Genomic DNA, 25,066 nt, shown 5'->3' with positions numbered 1-25,066 from the left:
CCGTCTTGTGCTGTTCGTCTGGTGAAGCGAACGGCAGATTACGGTTAAAGCCGACGCTTTCGGATTCCGCTCGGAACGGCAGTTTCGTCCCAGGCCCAGTCGAATCCGAATGTCCGATTCTAAGAGTGACCCTATCGCTTTCGGACGGCTTGGATGAGGCGAGTCCGGCAATGCAGTTTAAGCTCATAATTGTGACCAGCGAGCTCTTATCACAAGGCATCTGCGATGTTCCCAGTTGAGCTACAATCGGCTTCAAAACGAGCCAAGGCTCACCATCAGTCGGCTGCGACCTGCGCTTGGCGCAGCGCGATCGCAATCTGCTGGCCGTTTAACTTCGACATCTTCATGCAAAATCTTCAGCTCGCCGCTGCGTCGATTTTGGCAGATTTCTCGTACTCCCGCTCGAGACATACTCCGGACAGGGTGAAGGGCCGACGGTTTTCGCCATTTCAGAAGCCGCTTATTAGGGAGAACCGACACTTGGCTCAGGTAAGACCGAGTTTAGCGAAAAATGCTTCATTTCTCAAGCGCGCATCATGGAGAAGCTTGTTGTAAGGCAGCACCTCTACAACCGCGTTGTGGATGGGAGAAAATCCGAAATATCCTTCGCCATCAGCGCTCTTATTCTGAGCAATAGATATCGACACCATTTCCAGCAGTTTTGGTGTGAAATCGGCAATTACAAAGCAGATAAACCGGGTGCTTAAAGGGATAGGCTTTCGAATACGTCCAGTACGATCTTTGAAAGCGCCTCCGTTGCGCATTATATTAACATACTCGAGGACTTGAGTTACCGGATTATCATCATGGGAATAGGCAGTCCGGCCTGGCCGCTTGAACTCCACGATCACGATCGGCTCATCCGTCCCCTCTCTATCGAAAGCAAGCGACCGATCGAAAACAACCGCCACGTCCGGCTCCCGCCGACTTTCAGTGTCAGTAAGGAAGGTATTAAACGGCTTGTCTGATTTGAGATAAGAATAAAATGCAAGTCGATCGTCAAGAACCCAAAGATTGTGATCTTCATAATCGAGTGATTCTCCATCCGATCGGATAGGTATAATCAGATCGTGAACGATCTCCTCTCTCAGATAATTTCTTGATTCCGGATCAGCATAAGCCAAAGAGCTATCAAGAAGATCAAGGATTTCTTTTCTCTTGATAACATACTCCGCTAACGAAGCCTTTTTATCCATATTGATTGCGCTGGCAAGCTTTTGGACACGCTCATCAATATCTTCACCGTCTGTGTTAGATAGAGCCCTGATCTCGCGCTTGGTTTCCCTCTGTTTGCGCCGACGTTGCCGAGCGAGCTCAAGGTATATGTCTTCTTCTGATTTAGCGTTAAGAGAAAGGTGTTCTTCTACGAACGCCGGAACATCATTCGCGATAGCAAGAAATTGTGGGTTTTCCCTAATAACACGTAAAGTCGTCTCCGACTGTTTAGCCCGCACTGCGTCGATATATGGCGCAAGATGCAACTTAGCCGCTACTACCGTCGAGGCATGCAGAGTGCGATAGTCGCTATCGGCGAAGGTGAAATTCGTCCTCTCCTGATTTACATGACTACTGAGGTAATCTCCGGCCACTAAGCCGATATACACGCAATCGCCATTCTCGCCAACGTATCCAACACCGAGTTGATTATCAATCTTTTCGTCTTTGACTACTCTTCCATCACCAACATATAAGCACCAATGCTTAGCGCCTTCATGGAGGCGCAAACCCTTTTTCAGGAGAATGTGGTAGACATCAACTACGATTGGGTCGGCGCCGTCAGCAATTTCCACTGACAGTGTTTCCTCTACTTCGGATTCCACGTTCTCGCTGTAGAAATCCAGAAGATTAATTTTCTCGTGGCCGTCGATAAGTATGAAGCTCGGCACTTCGTAGCTGGCGAAGTTTCTAAGGAAGTGACCGATGATCTGAGCCGCTATCGTTTCAATTTTACGAGGACAATGGACGCTATAAGCGTCAACATAAGGCTCTAAGTGAATTCTTGTTCCGATTTTCGACGCGTCACTACCAGAACTGATTGAATGGTTATGTAGGGGGGTGGAAGTCGATTCTTTAAGAGCGAAGTCAAACGTCCGGTATAGAACTTCCGAACCTTGAGAAAAACTACTGGCCACGCTTGTGTTTTTAAACACTTTGAGCCAAGATAACCGGCCTACGCCCTTACCACCGCGATTGATCTTGCTAGCGGTGTCAGCAGTGCGAAAAGCTTTCCAATTGTCAGAGTTCAAGCCAACTCCATTGTCTTCGACGACAAAGCCCAACACCGGGGGATTCTCGTCTCCGCCATCTCCACGCAGTACCTTCACGACGATGCGGCCGTCGCGCGAGGCATCGCGATCCCATCGAGCTTCGATTGCGTGCAACGCGTTAGCGATCGCTTCGAACAGCGGAAAAAGCGCGTTCAAGGGGGATGGAGCAAAACCTAAGTTTCGCACGCGGCCGGCCAAGCTAAACTCAAACTCTTCAGTTGTGCTCTCAGGCATGAAATCTCCCACGTCCTCAAACCCCTAAAGAGATTTCGACATCACCACAATCATCGGCTGCGCCAGGTACAACGGAGGCCCAACCGCCGAGGAGATAGCTTATTCGCCCCCGATCGAGAAGGGTAAGAACGATGGATTTCAGGAGTTTCGAACAGCTGACATGGGCGCGTAATCAGCCGGCAGATGTCCATCTCTAGAAAGACTGGTTCCAGTGTGAGCGAAACGTCCGCTGCTGCCTGGCTCCGGCAGGCGCTGCCATTGGCCTGTCGAAAGGCGCGCTTTCGACAGGTGCGGCTAAATCGTGCGGTGACGCGCCGTTGCTATCGTGGGGAGTGCCGCAAATCCTGCGAGTTTGTCGGCTTTAGGGAAACCTGAGCAAGCCGTACCCCGCGCTCAACTGTGTCAGCGTACGTTTGAGTTATTTTTCATGTTGCGCCTATCGTCCATGGTAGGGCGGCGGCAATCGCCAAATTCCTCACCGCCCACGTTCGCCTCTTTGGAGACTAGCGCCAAAACCTCCAGTGGGTGAGAAGTCTCCCAGGAGTCCTTCGATCTTATCGCCAAACCCGGCAGGAGGCAATGATCACTCTGAACCACCCCAATCCCGGCGCGGTTTAAACCTACTGTTAGCGGCGCCGCTGCAAATCTATCTGGGCGGGGGTGCGACCGTCTGGCGTAGCTACGCGATTCAGCTTCCCAATGAATGCGGCAATTTTCTCTGCATCTCCTTCAACTATCGAACGCTCTTCGACGCTCAGAGGAACCTCCTCGAGATAGCGGCGGATCGAGGCTTGGCTTTCCAGAGCTTGAGCCCGAGCACTTGCCTTAGGAACATTGAAATCACACCCCGCACATGCCATCCGATGCGGGCATGCGCTCCAGAAGGGATTTGAGCAGTAGGAATCGCCTAGATCGTAGAAAGCATAGGGCTCGTCTGATTTGCGCGCGATGGCGTCATGATCGAAGAGGACAGCCACCATATGCGCCATGTGATCGGCTTGTGCGAAAGAGGCTGCCAAACGCGTAGGCCGCACCCGGATGTAGTGCATCGTCGAGGTAGGTGAAGTATGCCCCGACCACTCCATGAGCTCGATCAGTGACATGCCCTTGGGAACGCTGGCGAGCGCCGTCAAGGCCGAGGCCCGGCCACGATGGCTGGTTATCGGCCCCATGCTGTCGCTCGCCGGTAGTCCGGCCTTCGCACACAGCATCGGGATGATCGTCTTGTTCATCAGCGATACGCCCACCCGGCGACCGCGGTACTGGAACAGGAAATTGACGCGCTCGCCGGTTCGTTCGTCGAGGAGCGGCGCCTGGTCAGCAGGACGCTGCGCTGCCCAGGCATCAATGCGTTCTTTTACAACAGCAGAGACCGGCTTCACATAGGCGCGAAAGGTCTTACTGGCGGGAACCTCGAGATAACACAGCGTACCCGCCGTTACGGTACTGCCGTCTTCGTTAACGATGTCATCGGCCTGCGCCTTGGCGCAACCCAATGCGAGTCGCACCACCTCATTTTGTCGGAGGCCGCAATGCGTCCAAACAACAGCGAGAGCCCGGATCAATGCTAAAGGATACCATTGTTCGGATAGAAGGTCGTCCTGTTCGAGATTGAGGCTGGCCCAGATCAGCCGCAGCCACATGGCTTCATCGATCACGCGCGGTTTGACGCCGCTGTTGAAAGTCACCGCCTTGGGCGTCGCTAAGTGGTAACGGGGGCTGAACCGCAGCGAGATCCATCCCCAAAGTTCAATGTCGATGAAAAAGCGCCGCATCGCGTGGAGGAACGTCCGCTTGGAATTGGCGGCGATCGGCATTCCATGCGTTTTGGCCCTGCGCTGCGGTGCGGAATCGAGCGACCATTCGCCCACGGTCATCCGGTCCACAGCAGCAAGAAAGATCGCGCACGTCGATGCGTCCCAGTCCGCCGGCGACTGAATTTGTGGCTGCTCTTTCGCGAGCCAAAGGCCAACGCGAAGGACAAACCCGTAGTTCGTTTCGCGAGTTCTAGGGCGCAAGGTTGATGTGTCGCGCCAGCGAGCGCACCATTGTGCCCACTCCTTCGGCACACCTTCGTTGCTCTTGTCCTTCCATCCCACGTAGCTGCGCATGCGCAGCGGGGTTTCGATGATGCCCAGGGCGGCCAGCCCATTCGAAACTTTGCCGACCGCGCGCGCCACGCCGCCATTTCGGCTGCCTTGCCCTTTTTGCAGGAGATCGACCGTGAAGGTCTCCAACCGGGGATCTCCGTTCTCGAGCATGAGATGCCCGAGCACACTGGCGAGGAACATGTCGAGCGTTCGTTGCGCATAGCCAAGCGAACATAATGTTGACGCGAGCCTCTTGTGCTCACGCCAGAAGATGCCGGTGCCGAAGATTGCTCGGGCATACACACCAGAATGGCGGAAAGTGGCGAGGTTTCTCACCTCGCGAAGACCCCCAAGGTGATAAGCGATAGCTGTAAGGAACGGGCGTGATCCTGTTGTTCGTTCGAGCACGGCGAGCCACGCCGCCTTATCCCATTGCCAGTAGGCAAGTTTCTCGCGCACTACCGCTTCCATGATGGACATGATGCTTGCTTCGCGTTTGGCCTCGGACACGTCTCCCCACTGCGCGATTGCCAGCAGTGGAGCGACAAGACGTGGCGCCGAGCGCTCGAAGTCCACAAAGGGCGTTTTTCGCCGACGATGCAGAGCCGCAATCTCGTCATCCGTCAGTGCGCCCACAAGGCCATAGGGCGATGGATCAAACGCGGCATAGACATTGTTAAATGCGACGTCAGTCATGGAATGGACCGAACAGGCAAGTGCCAACTCGCGCATCAATGTGACCGATTGACCGGGCCATGCGCTGCGAGAGATCGGCGCCGGCAATATGCAGATAGACCATAGTCGTCTTAGGATCGGCATGGCCAGCATAGGAGGAAAGTTCATGGAGGCGCCAGCCCGCCCGTGCCAGGTGCGTGAGGCGTAAGTGCCGCAGGCTGTGCGTGCTGAAATTTTCAACCTTGGCATGGTTGGCCCAACGGGCAACAATCTTGCTCCACGACCAGATCGATAGTGGTGCGCCGCGATTACGATCCGAGTCTGAGCGAAACAGCGGGCTGGCCCGACCATCGATCCGTGCGAGAGCATGAAGGTGAGAGGTCAGCATTGGCGCGACCTGGGGACTGTAGGCGACGATCCGCGCCCGCTTGCTCTTCGTCGTCTCGGCACGCAGCGTCACCAATCTATGCGCGAAATCGAGATCGCTGGTGCGCAACGATGTCAGTTCCTGGCGGCGTAGCGCCCCATAATAGCCTAGCGCCAGCATCAGCCGATTGCGCACAGTGTCGCGGGCGGCAACAGCAAGAATGCGCTCCCATTGCGGATCAGTAGGGACGGAGGGAAGCTTGACGAGGCGGGGAACAAGTCCGCGGCTGAAGCCGGCATGCTCGGATATATGCCGCGCAACCGATAAATGTCCGCGGGGCAGCGGATTGTTGGAGCGCAAGCCTTGGTAGATCAGATGGTCATACCACAGTCGAATGGCACTCAGTCGTTGGTGCAGCGAAGCATTGGCGATGCGCTCCGCCCCCTCCGACAATGATCGAATATAGTGCGCGAGATCCGGGAGTGTGGCCGTGGACGCGGCGACACCTACGACTTCACAATACGACAGAAAATGGCTGACCCCTCGGGCATAGGCATCGAGTGTTGCCGGAGCGCGGCCAAGGTTGCCGAGCAGTTCGAGCCATTCGGCCAGCAGGGGATACCGGACAAGAGGTATTTGCAACGATGGGGCAAACCGCATGGCGTTCCTCCGCCCGCCGAGCATACCATGGCTGCAGGCATTCCACCTAACTTACTAGAGCTCGTAGGACGAGGAACGGCACTGGATGCCGTGCCTCGCCACCGCATCGCGGATCTGGAACATGGGCGCGCCCATGCGAATATGGAGCGCCTTGGCTTCAGCCGAGCGCGCGATGGCGCAGCCGTCCCCGTTCGAGAGCACGATGAGCGGCACACCGCGCAGCGAAGGATCGAAGACGCGCTCAGCGCTGCAGTAGAAGTTCTCGATGTCGAGGATGGCCCAGGTCATGGGCTAAGCCTGAAGGTTGCGCACGCTCGCGCGCACGACGCCCCAGACTTCCACGGTCTCGTCCGCCACGACCGGCTCGTAGTGCATGCGGCTATTGCGCGCCTCGAGCATCGGGACACCGTGGCGAAAGCAGAGTTGGCGAACGACAAAACCGCCATCGACCACGGCAATGACGATGCGCCCGTTCACGGGCTTGGCATCCCTGTCGACCACAACGACATCGGAATCGAACAACCCCGCATCGACCATGGACTGCCCGCTCACCCGGAATACGAAGCTGGCAGCGCGATCGAGCCGGAGCAGCTCTACGAGATTGATCGCGGATTCTTCCCAGTCCTGGGCCGGCGAGGGAAAGCCGGCGCCGGCTGCGCCTATAACGCGAAGGCACCACTCACGCGGCAGTTCGCCGAGCGGCAGAGGAATCGAAGGGGGCAAGGCAAAGCCGGAAGACATGCCGTCCCAATAACGCGATTCGGAACATATTGGGAACATAAGAAAACGACGACGGAGCAATTTCGACGGGTAAACCGATCAACCCGCTGTTAAATCACGCTTTTCAGATTTCCGCTTGGGGTTGCCGCGTCGGGAATATCGGCCCTCTCACGACCATCTTTGCTGGATCGTAGGGCCGCTGCAGCGAAACGATCTCGTCGTAGCTGCCGCGCAGCCAGGTCGTCACGTCACCTGGATCGAGGATGGTCACCATGGCCTTCGGGTGGATAGGCGCGACCAGTGCATTGGCATCGCAGGTCACCATGGTGAAGCCGTTGCCAGTCTCGGTCCTTTGCCAGAAGCCTCCAACGGCAAACGCCGGCTGGTCGGTGACTGCAAACCACATCTCGCCCTTAAGCGGCGGCTTGCCATCACCGAGATCGTGCTTTTCCGGCGTAAACTCGCAGAATTCGGTGAGCGGCACGATGCAGCGGTTTTCCGGCTTCTCCGCGAGCCGGCGCCATTGCGGCAGCGAGAGCTGGCGCACATTGGTCATCGGCCAGGCCGCCTTTCCGCCGAGCACGTCCCAGGTCATGATATCCCATCCGCGCATCTCGCCCTCTTCGCGGATCACATAGCTGCGTCCTTTCGGCCGCAATTCCTGCGGATCGAAGCGATTGTCACGCGGACGCTCGGTGAACAGGTGGGCGGCCGAGCCGAACAGGGTTTCCGGCTCACCGCGCATTCTGGCTCGATTGCACATGGCGGCCCTCTCCTCTGCCGTGGCTGTTGCCCGTACCGACCAAGCCTGCCCAATGACCCGCCCGGCACTCGAACCTATCATGCCTGCGGCAGTACCGTATATGGGCGGCGGCGCCGAAGACGCCGGTCACCGCCCGTAGTCCCTGACCCAATTCGTAACGCTTGCCTGCACGCCGCCAAAAAGGACGAGGAGGCCAGGGGTACGCGTTGTGGAGGCGGACGGCGGGCAATCGATATCGTGGCCTCAGTCCCGGAAGCGGCAGCGGCGTATTGGCGGCCGTCTGGACTTCGGGAGAAGCACTGTCCGATCACACCGCTTTCAATGCCGGGCCACATGAGCGGTTTGGGAAACGGTGCGGGATCGGGATCACGGCGAGGGAAAGAATTGATCCGCATTGCCTGCAATCCCGCTTGCGTCCGCGATGACAATGAACGAAACGAAACGCCCACAAAAAGAAATTCGGGCACGTAAATACGTCATGGCAGACCAAGCTCTACTTACGCTGGCGGCTGACATCGTCAGCGCGCATGTCAGCAATAATTCGATTCCCGCAGCGCAGCTTCCCCAGTTGATCGAGGCGGTTTACGGATCGCTGGCGTCCCTTGGACAAGCTCCTGCGCCGCAGCCGGAATCGCTTACACCCGCAGTCTCCGTGCGTGCTTCGGTAAAGCCGGATGGCATCGTCTGCCTCGAGTGCGGTAGCAAGTTCAAGACGATCAAGCGGCACCTCACCACCGACCACCAGCTTTCGGTCGAGGATTACCGGGCGCGCTGGAATCTGCCTGCGAGCTATCCGTTCGTCGCGGCGGAATATGCCGAGCGCCGGCGGGCGCTTGCAAAGGAGATCGGCCTCGGGCGCAAGAAGGGCGTGAAGGTCAAGGCCAAGAAGGCACACTCCGCAGTCGCCGATGCGGCACCCGACTCCGCCCCCGTTCCCAGCGACACGCCTGCAGACGCTGCTGCGCCTTCCGCGAGCGCGCCGGCCGATAAGGCTCCGACCAAGAAAGCCCCCGCGAAAACGGCGGCCACCGGCGGCAAGACTGCGAGAAAGCCGAAGTCGGCAACCAATGCGGCGCCGTCCGAATAACAGCGCGTACCTCGTCTGGAGTGCGGGCCGCAGTACTTTGCTCCCGCACTCCAGGCGCCAGCCGGAACCGAACTGCGCTTACCGATGGCCAAATCCGTCGGTGGGTAAATTTTTCCTATTGCATCAAAGGCATGACTTTCCAGAAGCGGTGCGCACCGATTGCACCAAAACCGGAAGCTACAGATGTCTGCCCCCACAACACCCACTCCGAGCGACACAAAAGCGCCGTTCTCCCTGACCAGTCTTCTGGGACTTCAGGAGCTGACACTCACGGCCCTGGTCCTAGGCGCGATCCACCTCCTCCTGGGTAGTACGGGCTATGCGTGGCTGAGTTATCTCGGCGTGCAGTACTACGACAGCTACGGACAGGGGTTCGGGCTTCCCGAAGGAACATTCAGCCTGCCAAGTACGAGATTGGCGACAAAAGGGCTGGAAATCGTGCTTGCATCGGCCGAGAGCACCAAGTTCTACGCGCTGGCGGTCCCTGCGATCTTGCTGGTGCTGATCGTGTATGGCTTCATCAAGCATCTCGTCGAAAAGTACAGCTCGGATCCGGAACGCGCGCGCAAGTTCTTCCACATCGAGCCCTCGCTGCGCGAAGTCTACGCCATGACCTTTCTCCTCGTCGCCATCATCACCGTTGGTATCGCGCTGAAAGCGGCGATGTTCACTTTCCCTGCGGCCGCTCGGGAACTTGGCGCCCAGCGCGCAAAGAATGAACGGAAGACTCTGAAATCCGACAACTGCCCTTGCGCGCTCTATGGTCCGGACGCCATCGAAGGCATCACGCTCGTCACCGACAGCAAGGCGGCTTTCATAGCGAGGCGCTCGGGCGGCGTCCTGCAGATCCCCCGCGCAGATTACCGGTATAGTCTCCCTGCGACGTCCGGCACTTCCGAGACCAGGATCAACGGCTCCAAAAACTGAAGCGACCATGCACAAATTGCGCGGAAAGTCTCCCAACCCGGGAAGCGCCGGGATCGAGAGGGATTATCGAGACGTCGCCGAATAGAGGACAGGAGCGTCCGCGAAGCGGTCGCATTTGTCAGCTTACGGACGATGACAATTCCTGAGAGATCGTTCCTATGGCCAAATCAACCCGGACCCTCGCCCGCGAGCAGGTCATCCAGGCGGCGGAGTCAGCGCAGGACGCATTGTCGGCCGCCGGCATCGCCTTCACGCCGCTCGATATCGTCAAGATTGCTGCCGATTATGCCGCCAAGCACGCCGTCCTCAGCACGCAGTTCGGGTCCTCCGAGTCCCAGCGGGACCTCGCCAAACAGTTCCGAAGTGAGTTCGTCCGGCGCATCACCTACTGGGAGGACATCTACTTAAACGGCGGCGAGCCGGTGCAGATTTCGAAAGATCCGCCGATCGCGGTACGCAGCATCGAGCTCGTCGACCTGATGCTTGCCCCTCCCGCGAAGAAGCGGGGGCGTCCGCGCCGGACTTGATCGGTTCAATTTTGTTCTATATATGTTCCGCCCTCAAGGACGGAGCGTATGGACAGCATCGATCAGATCCGCGACGCAGTCGCAAGCGAACTTGAAAGCCGGGGTCTCGACAACCGCAAGTTTCTAAGGGAAATCCGCAGCGGCAAGCGTGACGATGGTCCATACATGATCGGCGCTCTCGCAGCCGCGCGTCTGGTCCCCGGATCGACCAAGTCCCGCTAAGAGCCGCGCTCATTTCCTGCGCATCTTTCGGCGGGGTCTCATTTGCCAAGCAGGAGTTCCTTGTATCCCCCCAGCGCCATCTCGCGTGCTTGCCGCGCGAGGCGGCGAATGCGCGAGCGCAGGGAATCGGAGGGATCACCCCAGTCCTGTTCGACGACATCCCCGCCGACCATGGCGCAGGCGAGATCGCGAAGGCTGGCACCATCGCTCAATGCGTCATGGACGCGCAGCAACACGACACCTCGCGCGATAGCAGGGTCGCGGGGGTAGAGCATCTTTCCAAACCGACCGTGGCGATGGAGTGCCAGGAGTCGCTGGAGCGAGAGCACGCCTGGTTCGGCCCGGGTCACGCCATCGAAGCAAAAGCGCAACCGGACGGTGGAATGCCGGCTCAGGGATCCCGCGATCACGTCCAGCCTGATATGATGACTCCCGTCGGACAATACCGCGTGTTCGCCGCCTGAAGCGGTTGGAATCGCAGTCAGCCAAGGTCTGATCCTCTCGACATCGAGGCATCCCGCGTCGCCGGGCGTTCCTGGCCCCGCCTCGACGCTCAGTGTCGATGGATCGTGAAGGGCATGCCAGATTATCCGGGCCGAGAGACAATCCCGGTCCGGCTCTTCCGCGAAAGTGAAGCCCCCAATTCAACGGCTCTGACGAATGTCCGCCGGTGAGGAGAGAAGCTTTGGCGTGCCATGCAAGATAAGCTGGATCCCTGCGGAGCCATTCCCACATCAAACCCGTACGATCAGCCTTCTTTAGATATGCATAGGACTCAGCATCTTGCCAATTGGCAGAAACACCCACCCTCATTTGAACAAGGTGTCCGAGATGAATTTAGAAACGTGTTCGCAGGCAATTAACAAATTTTCACCGATATACGGACATTCTGTCCGAATTAGACCATTCCAGAGTGCACACATGGAATGATATGACACTTTTGCGACACAACCTGCCCGATGGCGGATTGAGAACCCGCTGGACGGCCACGAAGCAGGAAGGGCGATCGCCGGACCGACGGTGACAAGCAACGCCGCCGACGATCGCGAAGTCGAACATTGGGCACACGAATTTTGGCGCTCATGACGCACCTCGTGAGCATCTTCGAGACTATCGGCAGCATCGACGATCTGACCGAAGCTATGAGCGAAGCGACAGAGGAACTCGGTTTTCAGCGCTTTGCGCTCTCGCACCATGGGGGATTTCTGGATCCCGCGGGCGAGACTTTTCGGATTCACAATTATCCCGATCAGTGGGCGGAGTTCTACGACCAATTCGGTCTTGGTCTCAATGACCCCGTCCACCGGGCGAGCAACGTCACGAACCTGGGTTTCCGCTGGGAACGCATTCCCCATCTGATCCCGATGACGGAGGGGGATCGGCGCGTTCTTGCGATGGCGCGCGAACAGGGAATAGTCCACGGGTACACGGTTCCGGGCTATGTTCCGGGCGAATGGCGCGGATCGCTTTCCTTCGTGAATTCGGTCTCCGTTCCGATCTACGATCCAATTCTGCCGATCGTCCAGTCGATCGCCCTCTTCGCTTTCGATGCGGCGAGAGGACTGTGGCTCGGACGCGGGGCAAGCCGCCTGATCGAACCCGCAAGGCTCACCGATCGGCAGCGCGAGATCCTGGTCCTTGTCGCATGGGGCATGAACGATCGCGAGATCGCGAAATATCTCGGCCGTAGCGAGGAAACGATCGCGCTTCATGTCAGGAATGTTTGCGGACGATATGGAGTGAACAAGCGGACATTGGCGGTTATCCGGGCTCTGCTCGATGGAAACCTGACCTTCACCGATATCCTGCGGCGGTAACATACCCCTTTTCCGGTATGGCCTGGAACGGCCGTTCCGGATGACCCTTGGCACGTGACCGCGAATGGTCACGGCCAGGGAATGACCCCATGCTCAACGTCCAAAGCTACGAAAATCGCGAGGCTCCCGACGAGGCGCTGCGCGCCATGTGGGCGGCTCGCAAATCCGTCTTCGTCGACCTTTTGAAATGGGACCTGCCGGTACTTGCCGAGCGGTATGAACTCGATCAGTTCGACGACCCTTACGCCCGTTACGTCATTCTGGCCGGGCCAGATTGCGAACATTATGCTTCGGCCAGGCTATTGCCGACGACACGGCCGCATATCCTCGACAGCTTCTACGCCGAGTTTTGCGAGAACGAAGTGCCGCGCGGCGCCGCGATCAAGGAGATTACGCGCTTCTGCCTTGATCGGCGACTGTGCGCAGCCGAACGCCGCGAAGCGCGCGATGCGCTGATTTGCGCGCTTGTCGACCACGCGCTCATCAACGGGATCACCACTTACACCGCAATCGCATCCGCCGGCTGGTTCAAACAGGTGCTGCAGTTCGGATGGGACTGCCGTCCGCTCGGCCCTCCCCGTTTCAGTGGAAGTGAAATGCTCGCAGCGATCCGTATCGATATCGACCGCGACACACCTCACAAACTGGCGGCAGCCGGCATCACCACGAACCACCGCGGCTCCGACCGCGGGGCGAATTGAGGAGACCGCGATCATGGATCTTTTCTCCGAAGTCGCCCGCTACACCGCCGATCTCAGCGAGCACGGCTATTGCGTGATCGAGAACGCGCTTCCGGCCGAGACCATTGCCGCGCTCGATGATGACATCGCGCCTCGCTTCCATCGCACGCCGTTCTGTGAGGGCGGATTCTACGGCGCCACGACCAAGCGGTTCGGCCGGCTCCTCGCCCGCTCACCGCACGCCGAAACGCTAGTGCGCCACAGCCTCATCGTCTCGATAGTCGAGCAGATCCTGCTCCCCTGGTGTGATTGCATCCAGCTCAATACGACGCAGGCGATCGCCGTCCACGGCGGTGCGCCCGCACAACTGCCGCACCGTGACCAGGACATGTGGTCCGCGGCCAAGGGCACGGCCGAGTACCTTGTCAATGTGATGTGGCCACTTACACCGTTCACGGCCGAGAACGGCGCGACTTTGGTCTGGCCGCAAAGCCATGGCAGCGCCGCTCTCGATCCGGAACCGAGCGGCCACCCGGTTGCCGTCGAAATCCCGCCGGGCTCCGCGCTCCTATTCCTCGGCTCGACGCTGCACGGCGCAGGCAGCAACCGTACCAGCCAGGTTCGTCGCGGTATCATCGTCGGCTATTCGCTCGGCTGGCTCAAACCGTACGAAGCGCAGTGGCTCGCCTATCCACCTGGGATTGCGCGCAAGTTCGATCCCGAACTTGCCGCATTGGTGGGCTACCGCCAGCACCGGCCCAACCTCGGCAACTACGAAGGCCAGTGCCCCTCGATCCTGCTGGATGAGGACTACGATCTCGGCCGGCCGCTCGCCGCGATCGACGCGCTCCGGCCCGATCAGCAAGCGCTGATCGACAATCGCACCGCCGTGCAGGGAGGCGCGTCATGAACGCAGGCGCGACATCGGACCGGATCTACGAGCACATCCGGCTTCTCATAACCCGCCGCGATATGCGTCCCGGTTTCCGCCTCGACCCCAAAGCGATCGCCAAGGATCTGGAAGCCAGCGCCACTCCGGTTCGCGAGGCGCTCAATCGCCTCGTCGGCGAGGGCATGGTGGAAACATTGGTCCCAGGCGGCTTCTTCGTTATCACCCTCGATGAGCCGGCGTTGCGCGATCTCTATACCTGGTCACGCACGCTCATCGGTCTTTCGCTGCGATCCGGAACGCTCGCGGGACGCGATCCCGCCAGGCTCGGCCGGGGCGACGATTATCCGGATCGCGTGGCAAGCCTTCTCACGGACCTCGTCTACAGTTCGAACAACTCGCAGTACCGCATCGCCATGCGGCGCCTCAATGCGAACCTTCATGCGATTCGTCATATCGAGTCTGACCTGCTGGAAGATGTCGACGGGGAATTCGAAGAACTCAAAATTGCGCTTACCGAGGTTCCAGGAGACTCAATCGGCAAAGTTTTGAAGTCTTATCATCAACGCCGCCATCGCTCGGCTTTTGAGCTTATTCGTCGATGGAGACGCTTTAAACCATACGAATAGCAACACTTGCCTTCACGAAGATCGATATACCGACAGTCAATAAACGCATTTAACGCGCGAGAGTCGATATATTCTCGATATAGAGTCACTATATATTTCGTATATCGCTAGCTCATTCGTAGGCTTCTTCTGCTGCCAATCCCGGCAGCTTGTTGAAGGAGCAAAGACGATGGACCGTGAAAACACGCCGATCGAACTCGGCACCGCCAGCACCGAAACCAAGGGCGTGCAGCCCAACGATCTCGATGTCGGCATCGGCAGCCCGCAGGCAGGCCTGTCGGACGACTGAGTCCAAGGTGGCGCGCAGCTCAGGCTGCGCGCCACTTTTTCAAGATCATCGGGCCAACGTGTCTGGAGACGATCATGTCGGGTCACGGACTTCGCCGCGGCGTGAGCTTCTGCGCCATTGGCGAGCGATACATCTTCCTCGATCTCGAGGCGGATCGCTACTTCTGCCTGCCCCAGCCCCTCGACCGCCAGTTTCACCGGCTCGCCGAAACTGGCGAGGTGGAAACCCCGGTCAGGCAGGCACTGCAACGCATCGGCGTTCTGTCGATGGGGCATGGCTATCCGCTGACGGCCTGCACGCGCCGCACCCCCATCACTGCAAGTGCGCAGGCGCAGGATGGTGCGTCTGCATCCGTTTCACGCCTTGCGCCGCTGGGCATCGCGCGGGCGCTTGCAAACAGGTCCCTGTGGAACCGACGGGTCCGTACGAGAGCCCTTGCCGCAAACATCGCGGACGTCATCAGCAGACGCGAAAACCTGCAGCCCGCACATGATGCGGCCGCCGCGCTGCAAGGTGTTGCCAGCGCTTATCGCCACGCCGGCCTCATCCGATCGCCCCGAGGGCGCTGCCTACCCACTTCGATGGCGCTCATGACCGATCTTGCCAAAGCCGGCGTTTGCGCCCGGATGGTCATGGGCGTGCAGTTGGGGCCATTCAGTGCGCATTGCTGGGTGGAAGTGGGTTCGGGCCTCGTATGCGAGGATGCCGGAACTGTCGCTCCCTATGTCCCGATCCTGGTCGTATGATGGGACGCTATCTCGCTGTGATTGGCACGCCGGATCGGCCGATCCCCGATCGCGAGGCCATTGCCGAGGGCGCGCGTACGGCCGGTCTGGAAATCTGCCACAGCGACGCGCGCCTCTTTGTTGCGGTCTCGGCGGCACTGACTCATCATCATCTCGGCGAGGATCGCGGCATGGTGATTGGCGAGGTCTTCTCGCGCGGCACCAACCTCGCCAGCTCGGCAGAAAGCATCGGTCGTATGCTGGCGGAGCGGCCGGTCGATGCGGACCACCTCGTCACCCGGTTCTGGGGCAACTACGTCGCATTGCTGCGCACACCCGGAAGCGGCGAGATCACGGTCCTTCGCGCGCCGTTCGGCAAACTGCCTTGCCTCTATGGCTTCAAGGACGGGATGAGGATAGCGGCATCTGATGTCGCCGCGCTCGCAATTGCCGGCGTTGGCGTGGGCAATCCTGACGCCCGCGCACTTGCCGAGCGGCTGGCGTTCCCGGGTCTCCCTGGACAGGGCACGTGCCTGACGGGGATCGGCAACCTGCCGGGCGGCGCGGCACTGCTGATCGGGCCTGGCGGCGCATCCACGGGAGAAGCCTGGTCCCCCTGGCCCCATGCTGAGCGCGCCCAGTGGTACGAGACCATGGAGCAGGCACAGCATGAAGTTCGCAGCGCGATTTACCAGGCGCTCCGCGCTCTCAGGGGAGATGCGGCGAAGACGCTCCTCATGCTCTCGGGCGGTATCGACTCGTCGATCCTCGCCGCTTGCCTGTCGTCGCTTGGCGGCGAATATCGCTGCGCCAACTTCGTCCATGAGGACAGCTCCGGCGACGAGCGCAACTGGGCCCGGATGGTCGCGCGGCACCTCGGCTGCCAGCTCGAAGAATTCGATTTTCCGCTGAGCGCTGTCGACGTCACGCGGTCCGAAAGCGCGGACTTGCCGTCCCCCGGCTCGCGGGTCTTCATGCAGGGGACGAATGCAGCGCTCGCCAGCGCAGCCAACGCAATTGGCGCCGACCTCACTCTCGATGGCGGGGGCGGCGACAACGTGTTCCTTGCTCTCAATTCGGTGGCGCCAGTCACCGATGCCTTGCGCCATGCCGACACTTACGAAACGGTGTGGTCGTGCGCGAGGACAGTTGCCGCGCTCGGACAGGCCGGCGCGCTCGAAGTGCTGTGGCGCGCTGCACGCCGCCGGTTCCGGCGATCCGCCACGTTTCGGTGGAGGCCTGACCTTGCCCTTCTTGCCCCTGATGCAATCGCCAATCTGGCATCGCAGGCACCGCACGCATGGCTCAGCGCCCCCGGCAAGGCAGAGCATGGCACAGCCGCCCACGTGGCGGTCATCGCCGCTGCTCAGGGATGGGCGGAAGATTGCGACCTGCTCAGTCCGGTCCGGCATATCAGTCCGCTCGCCAGTCAGCCGGTCGTCGAGGCATGCCTTCGGGTTCCAAGCTGGTGGTGGTTCCGCGATGGCCGCAGCCGGATCATCGCCCGGGACGCTTTCGCCGACCGCTTGCCGAGGGAGATCGTCATGCGGCAATCGAAGGGATCGCCCGAAAGCTTCGTCGCCGACGTCTACTGCAAGAACCGCGAAACCGTGCGATCGATGCTGCTCGACGGTAACCTGCGGCGGCTCGGCCTCATCGATAGCGATGCGGTCGAACGCGCCACAAGCGACACGGGGCCAATCAGGGACACCGCCCACAGGCGTCTGCTCCAACTCTCACAGGTCGAGGCCTGGCTTGCGGCCCAGCGCCCTCAATCCTGAGGGCGCTGAGCTGCCTCCCTCTCCTTGGCGAGTTCCTGCCAGTGCGCATATTGCGCGGCCTTGGCGGGATCGGGATCGATCCTGCCTTGGAGCCAGAATGCAAACCAGTCGAGATTGCGCCGATAGACGGCCAGCCGCTGCGCGGGCTGATACTTGAAGTGATAGGCGTCCGGGAAAACGAACATGTCGGCCGCCTTGTGCTGCTCCCGGAGCGCGGCAAAGACATCGATCCCGCCAAGATATTCACGATCGGCCACCTGCATCAGCAGCGGGGTGTCGGTAGCGGCCGCGCTCTGCACGATCGAGCCCGGTGCCCAGAATGTGCGGTCGTCGGCAGTGAGCGCGCCCCAGCCCTGCTCCTGCATATGCGCCGCAAATGCCGGTCCGTAACCCACATTGACCGCCCACGGCTCGAGACAACAGGTGCTCATCGAAGCGGCGGCGAACTGATGGCTGTTGATCATCGCAAACTGCACGGTGCTCGACCCGTCGCTTAGCCCACTGATGCCGATCCGCTTCGGATCGGCGATGCCCATGGCGATCACCTTGTCGACGCCGCGGTCGATGGCCGACTGGACCTCGCGCCGCCAGGCCCAGTTCCGTATCCCGTCACCCTGTACTTTCTTGATCGTATCGAGGCCCGGATTGTCGTCGGCGACGGCGCGCGGCTTGTTGAAGCTCAGCACCGCAAACCCCGCCGCCGCAAAGGCATGGATGGGATATTCGTCGCCCATCGCGCCGCGCAGGAAGCCGTTGCTCATATAGGTGGTGACGATCAGCGGCAGCCGCGTTCCGGGGCGATAATCGGGCGGCAACACGAGATCGCCGCGCACTTCGGCGCCCTGGTCGTTACGCCATTCGAGACGCTGGACCTGCCCGAACCGGATGCCCAGGAACTCCGGATTCGGGTCGAAAACGTCGCGCATCGCCCCGGTTGCGGGATCGATCCGCACAACCCTCTGCGGTGCGGTCGCCCGCTCATAGAGGCAGACAAGTCCGTCCGGCGCCATCGCACAGTTGCTGACAAGATCTCTCGTTCTGAGCAGCTGACGCGGCGCGCCCTCGCCCGGCACCCAGCGATAGAGCGCGCTGTCACCGCGCGCCCAGCCTTCGCGCCGAAGGTAGATCAGGGCCCTCCCATCCCCCGTCCACCACATGCTGTCGATCGAACCGCGACAGGCATCCGCATTGCAATCGATCGGGGCGCCGCCGGGCGCGTGGACCGAGAGGAGCAGCGGACTGACCGGATTGGCAGAACTCCGGTGGGTCTCCGCCAGCAACCCCTCGGCGCTTGCTGCTCGAGGCGGCGGCTCGACCTTGCCGATCATGTCTGGCGGAAGGAGCGCCGCCTCTTCCGGACTGGCCGAACGCTCCTCGCCCGTGAGCGGATCGACGACATAAGCGGTCCAGGGAATGGCCGCGTCGGGCATCGGCTTGTTCGACATGATCGGCACGTAGCGGGTATCGTAGTGAAATCCGGTCAGCCCCTCCTTCGCAAAGGCCGCCCTCTCCTCCACTTGCCCTCGGCGCCCGGCGTAGACGATCGTCTTGCCATCGCGGCTCCATGCCAGCGCTTCGACATCCACCGGGGAATGCGTGATCTGCCGTGCCTGTCCCGAAGCGGCATTGGCGACCCAGACTTGCGTGAGGTCATTGTCCCGGCGAAGCCAGGCAATCGACTTGCCGTCGGGCGACCAATGCGGCGTGATCGTCAGCGGATATCCGATGCCCCAGATCCGCTTTCGGTACTCGTTGGAAACGAGCGCGAGCTGGCCGCCCCTGTCGAGCAGCCGGGGCGGACTTCGACCCGCCACATCCACAACCGCAAGCCCGACACAATGGCTGTTGGTTGCGGGATCGGCGCGGGTGATGACGAAAGCCAGCTGGCGACCGTCTGGCGAGACGGCAAGTGCCGACGGGGCCGGAACTACGGCCTCGAGCGGCCCGATCTGCCGGAGCCGGACCAGATCCTCGGGCGTGATGTCGCGCTTGGGCCCAGCTGACCGCACGACCGGCGGCAGGAGATCCGAGCACCGGTCTGCGGCGGCAGCCGGAGTGGCGATCGAAAGCCCCAACACGGCGCTCGCCAATGCGAGTACGGAAGAAGTCGTCGTTACCATTTCTTGACGACCTCGAGAGCCAGGAAGCGCCCCACCGGGGAGTAGTTTGTCGAATCGTAGGGCGTATCGGCCCAGGTCGTGGTGGTGATCTGGGCTGGCATCGCATTGAAGAGGTTGTTCGCCGACACCCCGACTTCGAGACCATCGAGCACGCTGCCTTCGCGAATGAAGCGATAGCGCGCCGAGAGGTCGAGCGTGGTCATGCCGTGCACCTTGTCCGGCGGACTTGCACGCGTATCGACGACCCCGCCGATATAGCTGAGCGTTCCTGTCAGGCGCCACGAACCGTCATCCCAGCTTGCCGCTGCCCGTCCGCGCCAGTGCGGCGGATTGTAGAGATAGCCTGCGAGAGTCTCGATCGGCTGGCCGTCCGAGAGTTGGCGCTCACTGACAAGATAAGTGGCATTGAGATCGAACGCGGCTGTGCCTCCCGCCAGCTTGGCCGAATACTGCGCTAGCGCGTCAATGCCGTGAACGGTCTGGCGGCCGGCATTGACCTTGCGGTTGTCGATGATGGCAACGACCTGCGAGGGATCGTACGCCCCCGTCGTGAAGTTGTAGAACTGGTCGACACCGGAAATGATGCTCGCCTGCTGGGAAGCGCTCGGGTTCAAGGTGACTTGCTGCGCGTAGATCGGATTGGACAGCGATTGCGCCGTCAGTGTGATCGGGGTGACGACGCGGTTCACGTAGTTCGTGGAAAAATAGGTCACTTCGAACCTCGCGCCTGCGAGCGCAGCGGGATGGAACGAGGCCGTCGCCGACCAGCTCCTCGCCCGTTCGGGCTTCAGGTCCTGATTGCCGCCACCAAGCAGGATGGCAGTCGCACTCGCCGGATAGCCGATTCCGCCCAGGCGCGAGGCGGCGTAAAGGCTGGCGGTCTGGGCACCGTACTGATCATAGAAGCTCGGCGCGCGGAACGAGCGCCCCCATGTAGCCTTGAGCTCCAGCGCGTCCACCGGCGCATAGATAAGCCCCAGCTTGGGCGTCGTGATCTGGCCGACCGTATCGTAATCCTCGTGACGCAGCGCTCCGCTCAGTGACAGCTTGCGAACCAGGGGAACGCCAAGATCGGGACTGATGAGCGGCAGGTTGAGCTCCCCGAAGACATAGCGGGCCGTCTCGCTCGGTTTCGCATTCTGGTAATTTCCCGGCCCCGCATAGATCTCGAAACCGTTGTCGCGGATGCCCAGCCCCGCCGCGATCCGGGCATCGCCGCCGGGCAGGTGGAACACCGGACCCGAGGCCGCAAGTTCGCCGGTGGTCGACCGATTGCGGTAGCGCTTTGCGGACGTGAGCCCCGTGACATCGCTATAGACGTATTCGGCCAGAAGGTCGTTGCGCCCCTTGCCGTATGTCCCGGCTGCCGTGACGTCCCAGTGACCGAGCCGGTAGTGAAGCGCACCGGCCAGCGCGAGCGAGTAGGAATTGTAGGACTGGTCGACACGGCTGACATGCGGATCGGAGGCCGCATTGAGCGGATAAGTGAGCGAACCTGTTCGCTCGTTGTAGAGAACGTCGCCTTCAAAGGTGAGGCCAGTCACCAGATCCTGATGCACGTGCGCCGCCACGGCGTGGCGCTGGCTTGCAGGCAGCAGCGTCATGTTCGGGTGCGAGACCGTACTGTCGCGCTGATTCGAATTGAGCTCCGTGTTGCGGTTGTATTCGTAAGTCACGAACATGCCGCCGCCGTTCCAGCGATGTCCTGCAAGCACCCCGTAAAGCTGCTGGAAATCACCGCCCTCGGTTGCGCCGCCAATGCGGGCGCGGGTCTGCAGGCCTTCGTAGTCCTGCCTCAGGATCACGTTCACCACGCCGCCGACAGCATCAGACCCGTAGATCGCCGAAGATCCATCGGCGACGACTTCGATACGGTCGACTGCGGCAAGCGGAATCGCCGAGATATCAACGCCCTGTAGCGCCGTGTCGTAGGGAAGCCGCCTGCCGTTGAGTATGGTCAGCGTCGCGTCGCTGCCGAGCCCTCTCAAGTTGACGGTCGAACCGCCACCGGCATTTGCGCCCGCCGAAGCCGGGACGTTGAGGCCGATCCCGGGATTTTGCCCGCCGCCGAAGCTCTGCGGAATATTGCGTGCAGCATCGCCAAGGTCGCCGAAGCCGGAATCCTGAAGCGTCTGGTTGCCAAGGACGATGACCTGGGAAGCGACCTCGGTGCCGCGCAGTCTCGTACCGGTCACGACGATATCGTCGCCCCCAGCAGCACTCTCCTTGCCGCCGCGCGCCGCGCCGCGGACGACATAACCGTTGCCCGCAGCCTCCGCTTTCAGACCTGAACCTGCGAGAAGACGGTCAAGAGCTTGCTCGAGCGTGAAGGTTCCATGCAGAGCGGGAGCGCGCCTCGCGGCAACGCTCCCGTCATCCGCAAGGACCGTCCGGCCCGAGAGCAGCGCAAGAGCCCTAAGCGAATCCGCCAGGCGCTGCTCTGGCAAATCGACGGATAGTTGCACAGTTTGCTGCGCTATTGCGACCGAAGGGCAGGCTACAAATGCGACAAGTGACGTCGACGCCAGCCAAAGCGTGACCGAATATGCTCTCTTTTCCATTTTTTTGTTTCCCCTCCGCCACGAATTGGCTGGTCATGAGGGGAACGATGGGACGAGACTTTGCCCTACGCTTTTTTCAGCGCATTTTCTGGAAACTAATTCTTACTGTTTCGAGAGGACAATCTGAGCAGGATTTGACAAGTCAACATGCAGATCCAGCATCTTGCCGACCGCCTCGGCAAACCCCTCGGGATCGCCTACCGGAAAAGCGCCGCTGAGCTTGCGCGATCCCAGCTCTTCGGCGCCCAGGCGGATCTTGGCGCGATTGTAACGGTTGATCGCCTCCACAGCCTGATCAAGCCGGGTACCATTGAGCGCGAGCATCCCGGAAACCCATTCAACGTCGGGCCCCGGAACGGAGGAAGTGCTTGCCGGCGATCCGATCTCGATCTGCGAACCGGCAGCGATCTGCCGCGGCGCGCCCGTTGGCGGCTCGGCCGCGTTCAGTTCGACCGCCCCATGCGGAGCGGCAATTCGCAGCACTGCACCTGTCAGGAAGGCATCGAAGACACCGCCCTGGACCGTCGCGCTGTTTGTGCCCGCGCTCACCGCATAACTGCCTGAACCCGGCGCGCTTTCCACCCTGATTCGGCCCTTCGCAATAACGATGTCACGAATCCCTCCGGAAAGTGAAACCGAAATTCGGGTATCGGTATCGAGGGTGATCGCGCTCGCATCGGCGAGGCGGAACGTCCTGATTTCCCCGATTCCAGTCTCGTACGTCGCCGCCTCGGCCGGGGTCACCAATTGGGGCAAGAGATGATGGCCGCTGGCCCAGACGGTCGCTAAACCGACAAGGAAGACCGCCGCCGCAGTCCCTAGCGCGATGTGGGTACTTTGGCGTGCGTAGAACGGAGCCTTCGTCAGGTTTCCGTCAAAACCACCGAGACCTTTGGGGACGATCCGCGCTTCGCCCAGCAAGGCCCTGCTTTCCTCATAGGCCTGACGGTGGCGTGGATCGGAGGCGAGCCAGGCCGCGAGGCTTTCCGTTACGCCAGGCTCACCCGCATCGCAGCGCTCAGCCCATCGGTTCGCTTCTTCGTAAAGCCGCTCCGGGAGCGAGTACGGAGGCCGGTCAGTCATGGCTACACAAGTGCTGGCCGAGCTTCTTGATCGCAATGCCCATGTGCCTTTCGACCCCCTTTTGACTCAGACCCGTCTGCTTCGAGATTTCGGCGAGACTATAACCATAGACCCTTCGCGCCAGAAATATCTGCCGTGTCAGAGGCTTGAGCTTGCCCACCGCGGCTTCGATGCGGCGAAGACGGTCACGGGCCTCGAGTGCCGCCACAGGATCGCAATCGGGAATTTCCGCAACGTCCATGACCTCGGAACACGGCGCCGGATTGCGCATTGCCAGCCGGGCGTTGTCACGCAGCAGGTTGACCGCCGATTGCCGCAGATAGCCTCCCGGGTTCTCAATCTGATGCACATTACCGCGTGCCGCAAATCGCGCGAAGGCTTGCTGGACGACATCTTCCGCAATTTCCCGACGCGATCGGCGCATCACGAAACGCAGCAACCCCGAGCGCTCGACGCGGTAAATTCGGTCGAGCGTCTCGCTAGCCGCGCAAACCCGGTCGTCATCAGGGGGAAGAGGTTCATCGTCACCGAGCGGGACGCTACCAAACCCTAAGGCAAATCGCATGACTTGCTGCCAGGTAAACCAAGATCAGTCATGGAAAACATCTACCGGCTCCGCTCGACTAGCGAGGCGGAGCCGGTAGGAACCGGATGTTGAGAACATGCAAGCACATGCGCCGACGCGTTTAGACCGCAAAGGGTCCTGGACATATGCATCAGCCATCCGGTCTATTCCCGCAAGGCGAGACTATCCCTATTCACTTGTGAGGTTCTCACGCCTCGGCATCGAACAAAAGAACGATGCTTGCAAAAGGTACTATATGCGAGACGATCTTCAAGAACGAAATTACAACTTTGTCATATGTGGCATGATCGACACAATTCACACACTGCCTAAAACACCAGATTGGCCGTATCCCGCCACCTTCCAGACGCCATCCAATTGATGCCTAACTTGGAATGGATAGAAAAATTATTCGGCCGCCGAAAAATCAGTAGGGCAAAGCGCCTACGTATCGTTCAATCACCCTCCACATTACGCAATGCAGCAAATCCCCAGCGACGGGCTCGTCAGCGCTATTGATGATGCCATTAGAGCGCGCGAATAAATTTCGATGCCTCACATCTCTACCGAACATGCCCGGCCTGCATTCCATGGCTTGAGACGATGTCTCATCCACCTGCCCCGCAAGGCACTTCCTTCAACGCGCTCACTCATGGGGTTTTATCGCCACCGCCAGCCGGACAGCGGCGAAGTTCATTGCCCATCAAAGTTCCCACTGCGATACGATCGACACCGACAGCCTATACGGAACTTAGCGCGTGAAGGGGAGCGCCGCCCAGCCACACGGACTATTGCAAGTGGGTGCGTACGACGCGTAAGCTCGCGGCAAATCCGGCCGCTCAAGCGACGTCAGAACGAAATCGGATCGTTCAGCACAAGTCGAATTTGGAATAACGGTCAAAAAACTTAAACTGACACTTAAGCGAACCATCAACATACAAATCCTTTCCCGCACTTTTTTAATTTTTATCGAAGTTTTATTTTTCTATCCGGCGATTTTTCAATTTAGTGGCTGCAATACAATCATATTGAGACCGTAATTCATCAATGCCGCACAATGCCGTTATTCCCTAGGGACGGGGCCGATAACGGGCGTCAGATGAACAAGATGTCCGGCCCGGATTCTGGATCAAGCCAGGAACAAGACGACGAGCGCCACGCCGAGGACCGCAACCCATATTTGAAACGGCCAGAGGAGATACTTCGGTGCGTGCCTGAGCTCCATGAACTCACGCCCGACCAGAGTCACCTTGGCGAACGCGACGATAAGGATCACGCAGCGGGCGGCTCCATCACGCCCCACGACCATCGTTTCGAACGAAAGGAGGGTCGCAGCGACCAAGATCGTCCAGACAATGATTGCGCGATTTTGCAGAACTGAAGGCATC

General features: G+C 60.1%; 22 protein-coding genes and 2 pseudogenes. 11 read left to right on the top strand and 13 right to left on the bottom strand.

Annotated features, from left to right (window positions below):
• Positions 1-485 precede the first annotated feature (485 nt).
• The 6 genes and pseudogenes from WBP07_RS27605 to WBP07_RS27580 form a co-directional block, all read right to left on the bottom strand.
• Positions 486-2,501 carry an ATP-binding protein gene (locus tag WBP07_RS27605; protein WP_395398159.1) on the bottom strand — a complete coding sequence of 672 codons (2,016 nt, stop codon included), beginning with the start codon at positions 2,499-2,501 and terminating at the stop codon, positions 486-488.
• Positions 2,502-3,127: 626 nt separating this feature from the next.
• Positions 3,128-5,287: a tyrosine-type recombinase/integrase gene (locus tag WBP07_RS27600; protein ID WP_395398158.1), complete on the bottom strand. Its 2,160-nt coding sequence runs from the start codon at positions 5,285-5,287 to the stop codon at positions 3,128-3,130.
• The gene (locus WBP07_RS27595; RefSeq protein ID WP_395398157.1) at positions 5,280-6,293 is read right to left on the bottom strand and encodes a tyrosine-type recombinase/integrase; all 1,014 of its coding nucleotides are present in this window, start codon (positions 6,291-6,293) and stop codon (positions 5,280-5,282) included. Before WBP07_RS27595 ends, WBP07_RS27600 begins: the two co-directional genes overlap by 8 nt.
• A gap of 57 nt (positions 6,294-6,350) precedes the next feature.
• Positions 6,351-6,581: pseudogene (locus tag WBP07_RS27590) on the bottom strand (type VI secretion protein ImpB); the annotation flags it as partial.
• Positions 6,582-6,584: 3 nt separating this feature from the next.
• Positions 6,585-7,034, bottom strand: a complete 450-nt coding sequence (locus WBP07_RS27585) for a LexA family protein (RefSeq protein WP_395335136.1) — start codon at positions 7,032-7,034, stop codon at positions 6,585-6,587.
• 103 nt (positions 7,035-7,137) lie between these two features.
• On the bottom strand, positions 7,138-7,776 hold the full coding sequence (locus WBP07_RS27580; protein WP_395398156.1) for an SOS response-associated peptidase family protein: 639 nt from the start codon (positions 7,774-7,776) through the stop codon (positions 7,138-7,140).
• A gap of 421 nt (positions 7,777-8,197) precedes the next feature.
• Between WBP07_RS27580 and WBP07_RS27575 the strand changes: the two genes are divergently transcribed.
• From WBP07_RS27575 to WBP07_RS27560, 4 genes are all read left to right on the top strand, one after another.
• Positions 8,198-8,863 carry a MucR family transcriptional regulator gene (locus WBP07_RS27575; protein ID WP_395398155.1) on the top strand — a complete coding sequence of 222 codons (666 nt, stop codon included), beginning with the start codon at positions 8,198-8,200 and terminating at the stop codon, positions 8,861-8,863.
• 183 nt (positions 8,864-9,046) lie between these two features.
• A complete protein-coding gene (locus WBP07_RS27570; protein WP_395335142.1) occupies positions 9,047-9,790 on the top strand; it encodes a hypothetical protein in 744 nt (247 codons plus the stop codon).
• 158 nt (positions 9,791-9,948) lie between these two features.
• On the top strand, positions 9,949-10,317 hold the full coding sequence (locus WBP07_RS27565; protein ID WP_395335144.1) for a hypothetical protein: 369 nt from the start codon (positions 9,949-9,951) through the stop codon (positions 10,315-10,317).
• A 48-nt stretch (positions 10,318-10,365) separates the two neighbouring features.
• Positions 10,366-10,539 carry a hypothetical protein gene (locus WBP07_RS27560; RefSeq protein ID WP_395335146.1) on the top strand — a complete coding sequence of 58 codons (174 nt, stop codon included), beginning with the start codon at positions 10,366-10,368 and terminating at the stop codon, positions 10,537-10,539.
• Between the two features lie 38 nt (positions 10,540-10,577).
• Here the strand turns inward: WBP07_RS27560 and WBP07_RS27555 are convergent, their stop codons facing one another.
• On the bottom strand, positions 10,578-10,889 hold the full coding sequence (locus tag WBP07_RS27555) for a DNA -binding domain-containing protein (protein ID WP_395398154.1): 312 nt from the start codon (positions 10,887-10,889) through the stop codon (positions 10,578-10,580).
• A 286-nt stretch (positions 10,890-11,175) separates the two neighbouring features.
• Positions 11,176-11,352: pseudogene (locus WBP07_RS27550) on the bottom strand (transcriptional regulator domain-containing protein); the annotation flags it as partial.
• A gap of 269 nt (positions 11,353-11,621) precedes the next feature.
• Here WBP07_RS27550 and WBP07_RS27545 point away from each other — a divergent pair.
• The 7 genes from WBP07_RS27545 to WBP07_RS27515 all read left to right on the top strand — a co-directional run bounded on the left by WBP07_RS27545 (position 11,622) and on the right by WBP07_RS27515 (position 17,349).
• On the top strand, positions 11,622-12,356 hold the full coding sequence (locus WBP07_RS27545) for a LuxR family transcriptional regulator (protein WP_395335153.1): 735 nt from the start codon (positions 11,622-11,624) through the stop codon (positions 12,354-12,356).
• An 89-nt stretch (positions 12,357-12,445) separates the two neighbouring features.
• Entirely contained in the window at positions 12,446-13,057 is a 612-nt protein-coding gene (locus WBP07_RS27540; protein ID WP_395335155.1) for an acyl-homoserine-lactone synthase, read from the top strand.
• A 13-nt stretch (positions 13,058-13,070) separates the two neighbouring features.
• Positions 13,071-13,946, top strand: coding sequence for a phytanoyl-CoA dioxygenase family protein (locus WBP07_RS27535; RefSeq protein WP_395335157.1), 876 nt, complete (start codon positions 13,071-13,073; stop codon positions 13,944-13,946).
• Entirely contained in the window at positions 13,943-14,554 is a 612-nt protein-coding gene (locus tag WBP07_RS27530) for a GntR family transcriptional regulator (protein ID WP_395335160.1), read from the top strand. The genes WBP07_RS27535 and WBP07_RS27530 overlap by 4 nt, the downstream gene beginning before the upstream one ends.
• Positions 14,555-14,723: 169 nt before the next feature.
• On the top strand, positions 14,724-14,843 hold the full coding sequence (locus WBP07_RS27525) for a benenodin family lasso peptide (protein WP_132392713.1): 120 nt from the start codon (positions 14,724-14,726) through the stop codon (positions 14,841-14,843).
• 74 nt (positions 14,844-14,917) lie between these two features.
• Positions 14,918-15,589 carry a lasso peptide biosynthesis B2 protein gene (locus WBP07_RS27520; RefSeq protein WP_395398153.1) on the top strand — a complete coding sequence of 224 codons (672 nt, stop codon included), beginning with the start codon at positions 14,918-14,920 and terminating at the stop codon, positions 15,587-15,589.
• Positions 15,586-17,349: an asparagine synthase-related protein gene (locus WBP07_RS27515; protein WP_395398152.1), complete on the top strand. Its 1,764-nt coding sequence runs from the start codon at positions 15,586-15,588 to the stop codon at positions 17,347-17,349. Before WBP07_RS27520 ends, WBP07_RS27515 begins: the two co-directional genes overlap by 4 nt.
• On the opposite strand, the gene WBP07_RS27510 is transcribed toward WBP07_RS27515, so the two are convergent.
• The 5 genes from WBP07_RS27510 to WBP07_RS27490 all read right to left on the bottom strand — a co-directional run bounded on the left by WBP07_RS27510 (position 17,340) and on the right by WBP07_RS27490 (position 25,065).
• Positions 17,340-19,469 (bottom strand): Atxe2 family lasso peptide isopeptidase, encoded by a 2,130-nt coding sequence (locus WBP07_RS27510; RefSeq protein ID WP_395335169.1) that lies wholly within the window; start codon positions 19,467-19,469, stop codon positions 17,340-17,342. The genes WBP07_RS27515 and WBP07_RS27510 overlap by 10 nt on opposite strands.
• On the bottom strand, positions 19,463-21,916 hold the full coding sequence (locus tag WBP07_RS27505) for a TonB-dependent receptor domain-containing protein (RefSeq protein WP_395398151.1): 2,454 nt from the start codon (positions 21,914-21,916) through the stop codon (positions 19,463-19,465). The genes WBP07_RS27510 and WBP07_RS27505 overlap by 7 nt, the downstream gene beginning before the upstream one ends.
• Positions 21,917-22,132: 216 nt before the next feature.
• Complete coding sequence (locus WBP07_RS27500; RefSeq protein ID WP_395335175.1) at positions 22,133-23,113, bottom strand: FecR domain-containing protein; 981 nt, start codon at positions 23,111-23,113, stop codon at positions 22,133-22,135.
• Positions 23,106-23,678: an RNA polymerase sigma factor gene (locus tag WBP07_RS27495; RefSeq protein ID WP_395335177.1), complete on the bottom strand. Its 573-nt coding sequence runs from the start codon at positions 23,676-23,678 to the stop codon at positions 23,106-23,108. Before WBP07_RS27495 ends, WBP07_RS27500 begins: the two co-directional genes overlap by 8 nt.
• Positions 23,679-24,807: 1,129 nt before the next feature.
• Complete coding sequence (locus WBP07_RS27490) at positions 24,808-25,065, bottom strand: cytochrome C oxidase subunit IV family protein (protein WP_395335179.1); 258 nt, start codon at positions 25,063-25,065, stop codon at positions 24,808-24,810.
• Position 25,066 lies beyond the last annotated feature (1 nt).

Origin of the sequence: Novosphingobium oxfordense (assembly GCF_044029435.1) — a bacterium.
Taxonomy (GTDB): Bacteria; Pseudomonadota; Alphaproteobacteria; order Sphingomonadales; family Sphingomonadaceae; genus Novosphingobium.
Note: the sequence above shows the minus strand (reverse complement) of the source record. Positions and strands in the feature narration are given on the sequence as shown.

Coding starts and splice junctions, on each gene's coding strand:
- WBP07_RS27605 (WP_395398159.1), bottom strand. CDS start 2,501: ATGCCTGAGAGCACAACTGAAGAGTTTGAGTTTAGCTTGGCCGGCCGC.
- WBP07_RS27600 (WP_395398158.1), bottom strand. CDS start 5,287: ATGACTGACGTCGCATTTAACAATGTCTATGCCGCGTTTGATCCATCG.
- WBP07_RS27595 (WP_395398157.1), bottom strand. CDS start 6,293: ATGCGGTTTGCCCCATCGTTGCAAATACCTCTTGTCCGGTATCCCCTG.
- WBP07_RS27585 (WP_395335136.1), bottom strand. CDS start 7,034: ATGTCTTCCGGCTTTGCCTTGCCCCCTTCGATTCCTCTGCCGCTCGGC.
- WBP07_RS27580 (WP_395398156.1), bottom strand. CDS start 7,776: ATGTGCAATCGAGCCAGAATGCGCGGTGAGCCGGAAACCCTGTTCGGC.
- WBP07_RS27575 (WP_395398155.1), top strand. CDS start 8,198: ATGACAATGAACGAAACGAAACGCCCACAAAAAGAAATTCGGGCACGT.
- WBP07_RS27570 (WP_395335142.1), top strand. CDS start 9,047: ATGTCTGCCCCCACAACACCCACTCCGAGCGACACAAAAGCGCCGTTC.
- WBP07_RS27565 (WP_395335144.1), top strand. CDS start 9,949: ATGGCCAAATCAACCCGGACCCTCGCCCGCGAGCAGGTCATCCAGGCG.
- WBP07_RS27560 (WP_395335146.1), top strand. CDS start 10,366: ATGGACAGCATCGATCAGATCCGCGACGCAGTCGCAAGCGAACTTGAA.
- WBP07_RS27545 (WP_395335153.1), top strand. CDS start 11,622: ATGACGCACCTCGTGAGCATCTTCGAGACTATCGGCAGCATCGACGAT.
- WBP07_RS27540 (WP_395335155.1), top strand. CDS start 12,446: ATGCTCAACGTCCAAAGCTACGAAAATCGCGAGGCTCCCGACGAGGCG.
- WBP07_RS27535 (WP_395335157.1), top strand. CDS start 13,071: ATGGATCTTTTCTCCGAAGTCGCCCGCTACACCGCCGATCTCAGCGAG.
- WBP07_RS27530 (WP_395335160.1), top strand. CDS start 13,943: ATGAACGCAGGCGCGACATCGGACCGGATCTACGAGCACATCCGGCTT.
- WBP07_RS27525 (WP_132392713.1), top strand. CDS start 14,724: ATGGACCGTGAAAACACGCCGATCGAACTCGGCACCGCCAGCACCGAA.
- WBP07_RS27520 (WP_395398153.1), top strand. CDS start 14,918: ATGTCGGGTCACGGACTTCGCCGCGGCGTGAGCTTCTGCGCCATTGGC.
- WBP07_RS27515 (WP_395398152.1), top strand. CDS start 15,586: ATGATGGGACGCTATCTCGCTGTGATTGGCACGCCGGATCGGCCGATC.
- WBP07_RS27510 (WP_395335169.1), bottom strand. CDS start 19,469: ATGGTAACGACGACTTCTTCCGTACTCGCATTGGCGAGCGCCGTGTTG.
- WBP07_RS27500 (WP_395335175.1), bottom strand. CDS start 23,113: ATGACTGACCGGCCTCCGTACTCGCTCCCGGAGCGGCTTTACGAAGAA.
- WBP07_RS27495 (WP_395335177.1), bottom strand. CDS start 23,678: ATGCGATTTGCCTTAGGGTTTGGTAGCGTCCCGCTCGGTGACGATGAA.
- WBP07_RS27490 (WP_395335179.1), bottom strand. CDS start 25,065: ATGCCTTCAGTTCTGCAAAATCGCGCAATCATTGTCTGGACGATCTTG.